This is a genomic window from Bacillus cereus group sp. MYBK108-1 (assembly GCF_051917185.1).
Taxonomy (GTDB): Bacteria; Bacillota; Bacilli; order Bacillales; family Bacillaceae_G; genus Bacillus_A; species Bacillus_A cereus.
The window spans coordinates 67,737-81,183 of the sequence record NZ_JBQAHZ010000005.1; the positions used below are offsets into that span (position 1 = coordinate 67,737).

Consider the following 13,447-nt stretch of genomic DNA (forward strand, 5'->3'; position numbering starts at 1 on the left):
AGTATGTTTATCACATAACACTTATAAAGGATATTTCTTTTTTTAATTACAGAAATATTCAAAAAAGTGAACCTTTTTCTAGGTTCATACGTCTAATACATGTAAAGTTAAATTGGAAGTGATGAAGTGAGGATGAAACAGGAGGAGCAATTGTGAAAGTAATCCCTTTATATAAAATGATTGTAAAAGAAGAAACGGATGTTTCTTTAGCGAAAAAAGGTGATCATGAAGCCTTTATAGCGCTTATACATACAGAAAAAGCGAAGATGTATCGAATAGCAAAGGCGATGTTACGTGATGAGACAAATATAGAGGATGCGATACAGACAACAATTTTAAAAGCCTATGAAAATATAAAAAAATTAAAAAAAGAAGAGTTTTTTCAAACTTGGTTAATTCGAATACTAATAAATGAGTGTAACAATATTATTAGAGCGTATAAAAATGTAATTGTGACAGAAGAGAATGATTACAATATGAGTGCTTGTGATCAGTATGAAGATATAGATTTGTGTAATGCGATTCAATCGTTACATGAAGAATTAAGAGCTGTTACGGTGCTTTATTACTATGAAGACATGAATCAAGAGAGTATAGCAAAGCTGTTAGAAATACCGAAAGGAACAGTGAAATCAAGATTATCACGTGCGAGGGAACAACTACAAAAACGATTAAAGATGGAATAGGGGGTGTAAAGGATGGATAATGAAAAATTATTTGATGAGAAATTAAAAAAGAGAATAAAAGATGAAAATGTTATAGTACCTCCAGAGTTAAATGAAAAGATTAATGGCACGCTACATAATCTTAAGGTAAAAAAGAAGAGTTACAAAATTCATATGATGATAATTAGTGCAGCGGTTTGTATACTTTCAGTGGTATCTATGTCTGAGTTTTCTATACAAAGTTTTGCGCAAAATGGTGGAGTATTTGAATATGTAAAGAAAAAAGCGTTTTCTGATTATGAAAATGAAGAAGAAATAAAATCGAATGTACATTATCCAGATAAAGAAAAGATTCATCAAAAAATGCTAGATTCTATTGATTATTTTAAAAATATTTCAGGACAATTTGAGGAATATTCTAGCTCATCAAGAATTGCTACAACATATAAGTATGCGATTGATACGGAGAAACAAAGAGGTATCTCTTCGAAAGAAGATAAACTAGCCAAAAAACGAACAATTATATATAACGAGGGGAAGAAAAAAGAGTTTGATGATGAGAAGTATACCTATAAAGAGACAAAATGGAACCCGAAAGAAAGAAACAATGAACTATTAAAATTAAATCCTACGGAAAGGTTAGTGAGAAAATCAGATGAGAAAAAGAGATATGATGATGAATATGTAGGGCTAGCTAAATATAGTATTCAATCAGAATTCGCAGATTTATTAATTCGATATAAAGATTGGAATTATAAAGAAACGAAATATCTTGGATTAGATTGTTACAAAATTGAAGGAGTTATAAACATAGAGATGCCTGTTAGCACCTCTGAAGATTTAAGAGGGAAATTCGAAATGGTTGTGGAGAAAAATACAGGGATTATGTTGAAATTTCTTAGTTTTCAAGAAGGCTTGATTCAATATTCAGTTACGACTGAATGGATACAAATAGATAAGGGATTGAAAGAAAGTATGTTTCAAAAGGATAGTGCTAAATATGAAAAAATGAAAAACATATTGGATGAATAGAAACAGGAGGAGAGTAAATGGGTAATCATTCATCTTTAAGAGAAGAGAAAAATAAGCAAAAATATAAAAAGAAAACGATAATAAGTTTACTACTGGCGGTATTACTATTTGGTGGAATTGGCTATGGAGCCTATGTATATATGAAAACTTCTAGTCTTGTACAAAAATCTAATTTGAATTTAGCACGAGGTGAAAAATCCAATTTACGTGAGAAATCTGTAAAGCCAATTGCAAATCATGTTTCACTTTTAATTATGGGAATTGATGAAAATCAAGAACGACAAAAGGAATATAATGGTGCATTTCATACAGATGCATTATTGTTAGCGACTTTTAATAAAGACGATAAAACAGTGAAATTAACGAGCATACCGCGTGATACATATACATATGTTCCAGTTGAAAAGAAAAAAGATAAAATAACCCATGCATATGGAAGTGGTTTCGTTAAAAATGGTAAAGATGGAGGACCGCAAGCTTCTGTGGAAGCAGTAGAAAAATTGTTACAGGTGCCTGTTGATTATTTTGTGAAATTTAATTTTGGTTCCTTTACTAAAATTGTTGATGGGTTAGATGGTATTGAAGTGGATGTCCCAGTTGAATTTACGGAGCAAAATAGTAAAGATGAACCTGATGCGATTCATTTGAAAAAAGGATTACAAAAATTAAATGGGGAAGAAGCACTTGCACTAGCAAGAACGCGCCATATTGATAGTGATGCAATGAGAGGACAACGCCAACAACTTATTATTGAAGCGATTTTAAGTAAATTAAAAAGTGTAGGATCGATTACGAAGTTAGAAAAAATAGTTGAGGCGGTTGATGGTGATTTTAAAACAAATTTAGTAATGGATGATATTTTATCTTTTTATAAATACGGTTTAAACGGTTCAGTTGAAAAAATACAATTAGCTGGTGATGATTTATACTTACCTAATGGCCCAAACGGGCAACGTGTATATTATTATAATCCTAATAAAAAAGATCTACAGAGTTTGAGTAATACTCTTAGAACACATCTAGGATTAAGTGAAAAGCAAATTGAGGAGAATTAAAGCAGACGAAATGTCTGCTTTTTTATTTTTGTAGAAAAGATGTTTTTAGATATATGCATTATTTATTAGCAATAATTAACAAGTATTCAAGCGGTAAATGAGATCGAAGTGATTAAAACAACGAATGTGTATGAATGCAAAATAAGGTTTGAACAACATATGGAATTTTTATGAATATTACTGTAAAAAAATAATTTTTTAAAAATTTTCAATAATAATACTTTACAAAAATTTAAAAATTAGTAGAATAAGAATTAGTAAGAATCGTCTGATAAATATATAGAGAAAAACAGAATTATCAGAAAATTCTTTAATAGCTATCGTTAAGAATTAGGGAGGGTACAAAATGAAAAAGAAACAAATGAAAAAACTAACAGCAGTTGTAGCACCGGTTTTAGCAATGAGCATGGCGTTAACAGCATGTTCTACATCAGGTGGAGATAAGAAGACAAGCACAAATTCTAACTCTAGTGGAGATAGTAAGTCAGGGGAAAAATTAGCAGCAAAACAAGTGCTAAACCGCACAGAAACAAATGAGATCCCAACAATGGATACTTCAAAAAATACAGATAATTTAGGTTCTCAAATTTTAGGAAACACAATGGAAGGTTTATATCGATTAGATAAAGATAATAAACCAATCCCAGCTGCAGCAGAATCTAGTACGAAAAGTGAAGATGGTAAAAAATATACATTTAAACTACGTAAAGATGCAAAATGGTCAAATGGTGATCCTGTAACAGCAAAAGACTTTGCTTATGCATGGCAACGATTATTAGATCCAAAAACAACTGCAGAATATGCGTTTATCGCATTCCCAATTAAAAATGCAGAGGCGATTAATAAAGGTGAAAAACCAGTAACTGAACTAGGAGTTAAGGCGGTAGATGACTATACATTAGAAGTTGAATTAGAACAAGCGGTACCATACTTCTTAAACTTAGTAGCGTTCCCATCGTACTATCCATTAAATGAGAAGTTCGTAAAAGAAAAAGGTGATAAATACGGTTTAGAGTCTGATACAACAGTATATAACGGACCATTCGTTCTTACTGATTGGAAGCATGAGCAAGGCTGGAAACTAAAGAAAAATGATCAATATTGGGATAAAAAGACTGTAAAATTAGATGAAATTAACTATAGTGTAGTAAAAGAAATAAATACAAGGGTAAACTTATTTGATACAGGTGCAATTGATTTCGCACTTCTATCAGGTGAATTCGTTGACAAATATAGAAATAACAAAGAGGAGTTTGGCACATACTCACAAGTAAGTACATTCTTCTTACGTATGAATCAAAAACGTGGTGGACAAGATACACCATTAAAGAGTCAGAAATTACGTGAAGCAATCGCGCTTTCTATCGATAAGAAAAATCTAGCAAACGTTATTTTAAATGACGGATCTAAACCAGCAGACTTCTTAGTACCGAAAGGGTTAGCGACTGGACCAGACGGAAAAGACTTCCAAGAAACATTTAAAAATGGTATCAAACCAGATGCGAAAAAAGCTGCTGCAGCCTGGGAAGAAGCGAAAAAAGAACTTGGAAAAGACCAAGTTACAATTGAGCTATTAAACTATGATACTGGTAATGCGAAAAAAGTTGGGGAATATGTAAAAGATCAAATTGAGAAGAACTTAAAAGGTGTAACTGTTAATATTAAACTTCAACCATTCAAACAAAAACTGAAATTAGAAACAGAGCAAGATTATGATTTATCATATGCTGGTTGGGGACCTGACTATGCTGACCCAATGACATTCTTAGATATGTTCCAGTCTAAACATTCTCATAACCAAATGAGCTTCGCTGATCCAAAGTATGATGATATGATCAAAAAAGCTGGCACTGAATTAATGGGTGACGCGAAGAAACGTTGGGAAGAGTTAGGGAAAGCTGAGAAATTACTTCTTGAGCAAGATGTAGCACTTGTACCTTTATACCAACGTGGTGATGCATATGTTCTAAAACAAAATATTAAAGGTATTGTAAAACATAATATCAGTCCGGAATATAGCTTTAAATGGGCATATGTAACTGAAAAATAATAGAGTAAAAAAAGCATTTCAAAGTAGCTTAGCTACCTTGAAATGCTTTTTTGTATATTGCAAATTAAAATGTAAACTTGTAGTATAGCAAAATAAAGAAGAATAAGGAGCAAAGTATGCACATATGGTAGATGGGGGATAAGCTCTACCAAATTACAAAAAGTTAAAACCAGAATATTTAAAATAAAACTATTTACAAATGCGAAAAAAAGAGTAGAATAACATTAGTTGTAATTTTCTGAAAAATAAATCTTTAGTAAGGGGTCTCTCAAGGATTGGTAATGTACATATAATTAGGGAGGGTACAAAAATGAAGAGAAAAAAGATGAAAAAGTTAACGGCAGTTGTAGTACCAGTTTTAGCGATGAGTGTTGCATTGACAGCATGTTCTGGGTCAGGTGGGGAAAAGAAAACGACAACTACATCAAATAATGGGGAAGAAAAAAAATCTGATATTAAATATGCAGCGAAACAAGTATTAAATCGTACGGAAAACCAAGAAATTCCGACGATGGATACTTCTAAATCTACTGATACATTAGGTTCGCAAATTTTAGGGAACACGATGGAAGGCCTATATCGCCTTGATAAAGATAATAAGCCAATTCCTGCTGCGGCAGAGTCTAGTACGAAAAGTGAAGATGGTAAAAAGTATACGTTTAAACTGCGAAAAGATGCAAAATGGTCAAATGGTGATCCTGTAACAGCGAAAGATTTCGTTTTTGCGTGGAAGCGCTTACTTGATAAGAATACTGCGGCAGAATATGCATTTATTGCTTACTATATTAAAAATGCAGAAGCGATTAATAAAGGAGAAAAACCTGTAACTGAATTAGGAGCGAAGGCGGTAGATGATTACACGCTAGAAGTAGAATTAGAAAAACCGGTACCGTATTTCTTAAATTTATTAGCATTCCCATCATACTATCCATTAAATGAAAAATTCGTAAAAGAAAAAGGTGATAAGTACGGTTTAGAAGCAGATACAACTGTGTATAATGGTCCATTCGTTATGTCTTCATGGAAACATGAACAAGGTTGGCAGCTGAAGAAAAATGATAAGTACTGGGATAAAAAGACTGTGAAATTAGAAGAAATTAACTATAGTGTAGTAAAAGAGGTTGCAACGAAAGTAAACTTATATGATACAGGATCAATTGATTTTACATTACTATCAGGAGAGTTTGTAGATAAATATAAATCGAACAAAGAAGAATATGGTGAGTATGCGGAATCAAGTACATTCTTCTTACGTTTAAATCAAAAACGTAACGGACAAGATACGCCTTTAAAGAGCAAAAAACTTCGTGAAGCAATTGCATTATCAGTTGATAAAAAAGGATTGGCGAATGTAATTTTAAATAATGGATCAAAAGCAACAGATCAATTGGTTCCAAAAGGACTTGCGACAGGGCCAGATGGTAAAGATTATCAAGATACATTTAAAAATGGTCTGAAATATAATCCGAAAAAAGGAGCAGCAGCGTGGGAAGAAGCGAAAAAAGAACTTGGAAAAGATCAAGTTACAATTGAATTGCTAAGCTATGATGATGGAACTGCGAAAAAGATTGCTGACTATGTAAAAGATCAAATTGAGAAAAATTTAAAAGGTGTAACGATTAATACGAAAATTCAGCCGTTCAAACAAAAATTAAAATTAGAAACTGCGCAAGATTATGAAATTTCTTATGCAGGTTGGAGTCCAGACTATGCGGATCCAATGACATTTATTGATATGTTTGAATCGAAGAGCCCGTACAACCAAATGAGTTATTCAAACCCAAAATACGATGAAATGGTAGGGAAAGCAGGTAATGAATTAATGAGTGATGCGAAAAAACGTTGGGAAACGTTAGGGAAAGCTGAAAAATTATTCCTTGAAGAAGATGCAGGGTTAGTTCCTTTATATCAAACAGGAAGATCGTACGTAATGAAACCGAATGTAAAAGGAATTGTGAAACATAACATCAGTCCAGAATATAGCTTTAAGTGGGCGTATGTAACTGAGGATGGCGGAAAAAAATAAAGTGAAAGCATTTCAAAAGTGGCTGAGCTGCTTTTGAAATGCTTTTTAGTATGTATAAGGGAATAAATCTCGTTAGCCTATTGAGAATCGGTTAGGTAATTAGGAAGGTTCTATCGGAGGGATTTAGAGAGGTCAGTAAGTAGTAAGACAGATGATAGTAAGAGACCTCATGCTAATAAGAAAAATATAGAACGTAGTAATAGATTGGAATAAGGGGAAGGATGTTTACATATAGTAGACGGGGATAATTCATATAGTAGTTAAACAAGTTACTATAATAAAAAAATAAATATTTAGAAAATTTACAAAAATACTTTACAAAATTTTAAAAAATAGTAGAATATTAATTAATAAGAATTTTCTGATAACAAAAGTTGGTAGAGAAATTCTAAATGTTAATATCGTACATATAATTGGGGAGGGTACAAAAAATGAAGAGAAAAAAAATGAAAAAATTGACAGCGGTCGTAGCACCAGTTTTAGTAATGAGTATGGCATTAACAGCTTGCTCTGGATCAGGAGATAAAGAGAAGGCAAGCACAACACCGAAAAGTGGTGAAAAAGAAGGGGGAAAGCTAGCGGCGAAGCAAGTGCTTAATTTAACAGAGTCTCAAGAGATTCCATCTATGGACTCTGCTAAAGCGACAGACCAAGTATCGTTTCTAGCTTTAAACAACGTAATGGAAGGTTTATATCGACTTGATAAAGATAATAAAGCAACACCAGGAGTTGCTGAATCATATAAAAAGAGTGATGATGGTAAAAAGTATACATTTACATTAAATAAAAATGCAAAATGGTCAAATGGAGAGCCTGTAACAGCGAAAGATTTCGTGTTTGCTTGGAAACGTGCGGTAGATAAAAATACAGCAGCAGAATATGCATACATTATGTTTGATTTGAAAAATGCACAAGCGATTAATGAAGGAAAAGCTGAACTAGATACGTTAGGAGTAAAAGCTGTAGATGACTATACGTTAGAAGTAGAATTAGAAAATCCAGTTCCTTACTTTGTAGAATTAACTTCATTTGGAACATTTTATCCATTAAACGAGAAATTTGTAAAAGAAAAAGGTGAAAAGTACGGTTTAGAATCAGATACGACGTTATACAACGGACCGTTTACATTGACAGACTGGAAACATGAAGAAGGTTGGAAATTAAAGAAAAATGCACAATATTGGGATAATAAAACAGTTAAGTTAGATGAAATCAACTTTAACGTAGTAAAAGATAGCGGTACACGTGTTAACTTATATGAAAGTGGACAAATCGATCGTTCAGGACTTACATCTGAATTTGTTGACAAATATAAATCAAACCCCGACTTCTTTACACAAAAAACACCGTCAACGTACTTCTTACGCTTAAACCAAAAACGTGGTGGGCAAGATACAGTGTTAAAGAGCAAAGATCTACGTTTAGCGATTGCAAAAGCGTATGATAAAAAAGGCTTAACGAACGTTATTTTAAATGACGGATCTACACCGGCAGATTACTTAGTACCAAAAGAATTTGCTAAGAGCCCAGATGGAAAAGACTTCCGTAAAGAAAATGGAGATATTTTAAAAACAGATGTGAAAAAAGCAAAAGAGCATTGGGAAAAAGCGAAAAAAGAACTTGGAAAAGATGCAATTACAGTAGAACTATTAAACTATGATGGTGATGGTGCGAAAAAAGTAGGAGAATTCTTAAAAGGAGAACTTGAGAAAAACTTACCAGGTTTAACAGTGAATTTGAAAAACCAGCCATTTAAACAAAAGTTAAAATTAGAATCAGATCTAGATTATGATTTATCTTACGCTGGTTGGGGCCCTGACTACTTAGATCCAATGACATTCATTGATATGTTCGTTACAAATGGCCCTCATAACCAAACAGGATATTCAAATCCTAAATATGATGAAATTGTACAAAAAGGTAAAGGTGAGCTATTAACGAAAACGAAAGAGCGTTGGGATAGCTTACTGAAAGCGGAGAAAATGTTATTGGAAGATGCAGCAATTGCACCATTATATCAACGTGGTGATGCTATCGTTCAAAGACAGAAAGTAAAAGGTATTGTTCACCATCCAGTTGGTGGAGACTACAGCTATAAATGGGCATATATTACAGAGGATAAGTAAGATGAGGGGCGTACAATACGCCCTTTTTTCTATGCACTTTTCTTCCGTGCTCGAATATATAAAATAAAAAAGGGAGAATCCCATGAAACGAAACACATACATCGATTTCCTAGCTTATTACGGAATAGGAAGTGCTCATCCTGGTGGCTTTACGTTAACAAAACAATTGTTAGCACAACTGCCTTTTAAATATGGAGCGAATGTCCTTGAGATAGGTTGCGGTACGGGGAAAACAGCGGCGTATATGACAAGGGAATTTGGCTATAAAGTAACAACGGTTGAAAAGAATGAAATTATGATTCAAAAGGCAAAAGATAGATGGTTGTTTGAAGGGTTAGATATACAATTAATTGAAGGAAATGTAGAGCATTTACCGTGTTTGAATAACTCATTTGAGTTCGTACTTGGAGAATCAATCATCGCTTTTACAGACAAAGAAAGGGTTATCTCGGAGTGTTATCGTGTATTACAGCAGGACGGTAAGCTTGTTGTCATTGAAATGATTATTGATAGGCACATTGATAAGGGTGAGGAAGAAAAAATCGCCCAATTATATGGCATGAAAGAACTATTAACTGAGAAGGAGTGGGTACAATTATTTCAGAAAGCAAATTTTAAAAGAATTACAATTGCGGGTGGTGGCACGATTGCAGAAACAATCTCTGGCTATGTAGAAGAGCCAGAATGGAATGTATCCTCACATATTCCGAATGAGTTATATGAGGCGTGGGTACAGCATGAAAATGTACGGCTTATGTACCAACACATTTTAGGGCATCGTATTTTTATATGTGAAAAATAAAGAAAAAGAGTTGGCTAAAGGTAGCCAACTCTTTACTATGTTAAATGAAAAATAATGCAGCTAATGTAATTCCGAAGATGAAACCAAATCCGAGTTCAACACCCCAGCCACAACCGCCGCCTCCCCAGCCGCCGCAACCACAACTACTACAACCACGACCACCACATCCGCAGCTGCTGAATCCACCACCGCATCCGAATCCACAACTATCACACCTGCTAAGGCCTCCACAAAGGTCACAACCACCGTTTGCATAAGCGTCGTAGTATCCGAATCCTGAATCAAAAGATGAGCGCTGTTGCACCGGTTCGATCCATACAGAGTTTTGTGTCAAATCGATTATTTTCCCTAAATGTATACGGCCATCACGGTCTTCAATCCGAACAACTTTTCCGAAATAACGTTGGCATGTATCATAACATTTTTGTCTATGCATGTTCTTTCCTCCTTCCGCATTACAGTAATACGATATGTAAGGGGGACAAGTGCGGCTTGTACGAATGCCCTATCTATCATAATTGTTATAGGAAAGGGGAAATATAAGAAGAGGATATATAAGGAGGAAAAGGCATGAAATCTACAGATCAGTTTCAGACATACGAAGTACCGTGGGAAGATTTTATTGAAGCGTTACGAGAGGAAATGAAGAAGCAAGTAGGGGCAGATATTATTGATACAGTAGTTTGCAATTTAGAAGATGGTTTTGAAGTGTATACATATGTGCAGGGGGATTTAGATTTTGAATATAAGGAAGCGCTTGAGAGAAAATACGGAAGTGATGCGAAGACACCTAATGTGTTAACGATAATGTTATTAGCTAGTATTTATAATACAAGTGAAGAGAATATACGCTTGCATGCGGATAATAAAGAGAATCCGATTGTTGAAGTGTATGTAAAGCAATGAAACACGCTGTGGAAGGCGTGTTTTTTATTTGTATGATAAAATGTTAGAAAATTGAGAAAGAAGGTGAAGGATTGGGAATTAAACATCTTAATTTAACAGTTACAGATGTAACAGCAGCTAGAGAGTTTTTAGAGAAGTATTTTGGTCTAATTTGTAGTGGAACAAGAGGGAATGCCTTTGCAGTTATGCGTGATAATGATGGATTTATACTAACTTTAATGAAAGGAAAAGAAGTTCAGTATCCAAAAACATTTCATGTAGGATTTCCACAAGAAAGTGAAGAACAAGTAGATAAGATAAATCAAAGATTGAAGGAAGATGGATTTTTGGTCGAGCCTCCTAAGCATGTCCATGCGTATACGTTTTACGTTGAAGCACCTGGTGGATTTACAATAGAAGTGATGTGTTAAGTTAAAAATCAAACTTTTTGTTATGTGTTTTTAAAATAAAAAGTAGGAAAAGTCTGTTTTAAGCGTGGAGCTTAAACAGGCTTTTTTACTTATATAATTGGATAGAGAATACTAGAAGGAATATTACCAAGTGTATGATCTGTTTACATAATAAAGTTATGATGGATTAGTTGTCCTAAAATACAAGTCATATATCTTGTTTCCTCTCATAAATTTAAACATAGGAATTTGTCTACAAAGGTGGCGAAGCCTCATCATGAAAATCCGAATTTGTGCCACGTTCATGTTGTTTCTATTTATATGTGTACCTTTATCAGCTTTTGCAAAAGGAGAGGAGGCAAAGGAAAGGGTCGTTTCACTTGTATATGACGATTCGGGCAGCATGAGAAATAACGATCGCTGGAAATATGCCAATTATGCTTTGCAAAGTTTAGTTGCGCTATTGGATGAAAAAGATAAATTTTCTTACGTTCCAATGAGTAAGCCGAATGATCCATTAAACATTTCGTTAACGAAGGATAAAAGGCAAACAGAAATTGAGGGAATTGGAGCATGGAAAACGTATTTAAATACTCCATTTAGCGCAGTAGAAACGGCGATGCAATCTATAAAAAAGGAAGCCGATATAGATGGGAAACGTGAATTTTGGCTTATTGTGTTAACTGACGGGGCATTTAATGATTTAGAGAAAGATAAGGTTGGCGGAAAAGAACAAATTTTGCGGAAATTAGCCCAGTTTAAGAAAGAAATGGATGCAAAAAAGATATCGTTACATCCAGTCTTAATTACGATGGAAGAAGATTTAGGACAACAAGAAAAAGAACAACTAAATACGTTCAAGGAAATATGGAAGAAAGAGATAAATGGTGTTACGATGCCGTCAAGCGGAGAAGATGGCATTGTAAAAAGCGTCAATCAAGTGGCAGCATTAGTTGCAAATCGTGATCCATTCTCCTCTGTTGAATCGATTGTAAAAACGAAAGTAGTGGGGAAAAGAGTAGAGATTACAACACCGTTTCCATTAAAGCGTATGACGCTTGTACGACAATCGCCTTCTCTGCCCGATTATCAGGTCACACAAATTTCTAAACCATTACAATTACAATCTTCTTTTTCCATACATGCACCAGGAGAAGCAAAATTGTTCGGAAATATAGTTCATATAAGTACGGAAAATGAGGAAGTTATTAAACCAGGAACTTATACGATAGAAGTGGACCAGGATATTGAGAAAGAAGGGTTACAAGTACTTGTTGAACCGGCGCTTAATTACACGGTTTCTACTTATGACAAAGAAGATAAGGGTAGAAAAAATGTTGAGGAAATGTATGAAGGTGTGACAGCTGTTATTGAAGCGAAGCCTACTGAGTTGCCCGTTCAGTCTTCTTACTTCCAGGCAGAAGTAGAAATCGCTGGAAAGCAATATGCGATGAAGTGGGACGATAAAAAACATGTATTTTACTACGAAATGAAGATTGATAAAGGGTTAGTACGTGGGAAAGTTCATATGAACATAAAGGGATTTTACAGACAGACGAAAGAATTTAAAATCGAAGTAACGGAAAGACCAAAATTATCACTACAAACGATTACGAAAGATTATGAGGAAAAAGTAACAAATTTAGAGAATAGTAAACCGTTTATTATACAACCACAGTTAGATGGTAAGCCGATGACAGAAGAGGCTGTAAAGAAACTATTAAAATCTACTGGTGTCACATCTAAACAATCAATCAACTATGAAATAAAACAACATGGTAATCAAATTTATATTTATCCTCGACCTCATTACTCCGACACATTCAATTTCACAGATACCGGCACCATAGAAGCTACCATCACTATACAAGACTCAAAATTACAAGAAGTAAAGAAAAAAATATCACTTCATATTGAAAATGCACCGTTCTATGAAAAATATGCGCTTATTTTTAAGTTTGTGATTCCTATTATTTTATTACTGATAATTGTAGGAATAATCGTCTTAGGATGGATTGTCCGTCCAAGATTTCACCGGAAAGCACTATTGTATTACGAATGGGATCAAGAGGTAGCGAAAGATTGGTTATATCAATCTGAGCCAGAGTTACTTAAAAACAAATGGTGGAAGCACTATTTTGGCATTCCATTCCGAGCAGAAAGAAAGACTGTGCAATCCGTTACATTTATAGCAAAGAAGGGATCGAAATCGATATTTGTAGCGAAGGAGTCACAAGTAGTAGGAATGATTATTGATGGGATGTTTATAACAGAGGATGAGGTTGGAATGGAACATAAGACACTATATCCAAATGAACTTTTAGTAATTGATAGAGGATATGGTAAGGAGATTTACAAATACGAGTGTGAATAGTATATGGGGAAAAGAGGAGAGT

The 13,447-nt window shown here is 34.1% G+C and carries 11 protein-coding genes; 10 read left to right on the forward strand and 1 reads right to left on the reverse strand.

Annotated elements, in window-relative coordinates; genetic code table 11:
- Window positions 1–152 precede the first annotated feature (152 nt).
- From ACTFSL_RS10215 to ACTFSL_RS10245, 7 genes are all read left to right on the forward strand, one after another.
- Window positions 153–686, forward strand: coding sequence for an RNA polymerase sigma factor (locus ACTFSL_RS10215; protein ID WP_440041648.1), 534 nt, complete (start codon window positions 153–155; stop codon window positions 684–686).
- 12 nt (window positions 687–698) lie between these two features.
- Window positions 699–1,697: a hypothetical protein gene (locus ACTFSL_RS10220; RefSeq protein ID WP_000368242.1), complete on the forward strand. Its 999-nt coding sequence runs from the start codon at window positions 699–701 to the stop codon at window positions 1,695–1,697.
- A 17-nt stretch (window positions 1,698–1,714) separates the two neighbouring features.
- Complete coding sequence (locus ACTFSL_RS10225; RefSeq protein ID WP_440041649.1) at window positions 1,715–2,752, forward strand: LCP family protein; 1,038 nt, start codon at window positions 1,715–1,717, stop codon at window positions 2,750–2,752.
- A gap of 346 nt (window positions 2,753–3,098) precedes the next feature.
- Window positions 3,099–4,802, forward strand: coding sequence for a peptide ABC transporter substrate-binding protein (locus ACTFSL_RS10230; RefSeq protein ID WP_000730149.1), 1,704 nt, complete (start codon window positions 3,099–3,101; stop codon window positions 4,800–4,802).
- Between the two features lie 310 nt (window positions 4,803–5,112).
- Window positions 5,113–6,828, forward strand: coding sequence for a peptide ABC transporter substrate-binding protein (locus ACTFSL_RS10235; RefSeq protein ID WP_440041651.1), 1,716 nt, complete (start codon window positions 5,113–5,115; stop codon window positions 6,826–6,828).
- 431 nt (window positions 6,829–7,259) lie between these two features.
- The gene (locus ACTFSL_RS10240) at window positions 7,260–8,954 is read left to right on the forward strand and encodes a peptide ABC transporter substrate-binding protein (protein WP_000823447.1); all 1,695 of its coding nucleotides are present in this window, start codon (window positions 7,260–7,262) and stop codon (window positions 8,952–8,954) included.
- An 82-nt stretch (window positions 8,955–9,036) separates the two neighbouring features.
- Window positions 9,037–9,756 (forward strand): class I SAM-dependent methyltransferase, encoded by a 720-nt coding sequence (locus ACTFSL_RS10245; RefSeq protein WP_153588389.1) that lies wholly within the window; start codon window positions 9,037–9,039, stop codon window positions 9,754–9,756.
- Between the two features lie 40 nt (window positions 9,757–9,796).
- Here the strand turns inward: ACTFSL_RS10245 and ACTFSL_RS10250 are convergent, their stop codons facing one another.
- Window positions 9,797–10,192 (reverse strand): hypothetical protein, encoded by a 396-nt coding sequence (locus tag ACTFSL_RS10250; RefSeq protein WP_086410232.1) that lies wholly within the window; start codon window positions 10,190–10,192, stop codon window positions 9,797–9,799.
- A gap of 134 nt (window positions 10,193–10,326) precedes the next feature.
- On the opposite strand from ACTFSL_RS10250, the gene ACTFSL_RS10255 reads away from it, so the two are divergent.
- From ACTFSL_RS10255 to ACTFSL_RS10265, 3 genes are all read left to right on the forward strand, one after another.
- Entirely contained in the window at window positions 10,327–10,662 is a 336-nt protein-coding gene (locus ACTFSL_RS10255) for a hypothetical protein (protein ID WP_000842885.1), read from the forward strand.
- Between the two features lie 71 nt (window positions 10,663–10,733).
- Window positions 10,734–11,072: a VOC family protein gene (locus tag ACTFSL_RS10260; RefSeq protein WP_086410233.1), complete on the forward strand. Its 339-nt coding sequence runs from the start codon at window positions 10,734–10,736 to the stop codon at window positions 11,070–11,072.
- Window positions 11,073–11,328: 256 nt separating this feature from the next.
- Window positions 11,329–13,425, forward strand: coding sequence for a vWA domain-containing protein (locus tag ACTFSL_RS10265; RefSeq protein ID WP_440041654.1), 2,097 nt, complete (start codon window positions 11,329–11,331; stop codon window positions 13,423–13,425).
- Window positions 13,426–13,447: the final 22 nt, after the last annotated feature.

Coding starts and splice junctions, on each gene's coding strand:
- ACTFSL_RS10220 (WP_000368242.1), top strand. CDS start 699: ATGGATAATGAAAAATTATTTGATGAGAAATTAAAAAAGAGAATAAAA.
- ACTFSL_RS10225 (WP_440041649.1), top strand. CDS start 1,715: ATGGGTAATCATTCATCTTTAAGAGAAGAGAAAAATAAGCAAAAATAT.
- ACTFSL_RS10230 (WP_000730149.1), top strand. CDS start 3,099: ATGAAAAAGAAACAAATGAAAAAACTAACAGCAGTTGTAGCACCGGTT.
- ACTFSL_RS10235 (WP_440041651.1), top strand. CDS start 5,113: ATGAAGAGAAAAAAGATGAAAAAGTTAACGGCAGTTGTAGTACCAGTT.
- ACTFSL_RS10240 (WP_000823447.1), top strand. CDS start 7,260: ATGAAGAGAAAAAAAATGAAAAAATTGACAGCGGTCGTAGCACCAGTT.
- ACTFSL_RS10245 (WP_153588389.1), top strand. CDS start 9,037: ATGAAACGAAACACATACATCGATTTCCTAGCTTATTACGGAATAGGA.
- ACTFSL_RS10250 (WP_086410232.1), bottom strand. CDS start 10,192: ATGCATAGACAAAAATGTTATGATACATGCCAACGTTATTTCGGAAAA.
- ACTFSL_RS10255 (WP_000842885.1), top strand. CDS start 10,327: ATGAAATCTACAGATCAGTTTCAGACATACGAAGTACCGTGGGAAGAT.
- ACTFSL_RS10265 (WP_440041654.1), top strand. CDS start 11,329: ATGAAAATCCGAATTTGTGCCACGTTCATGTTGTTTCTATTTATATGT.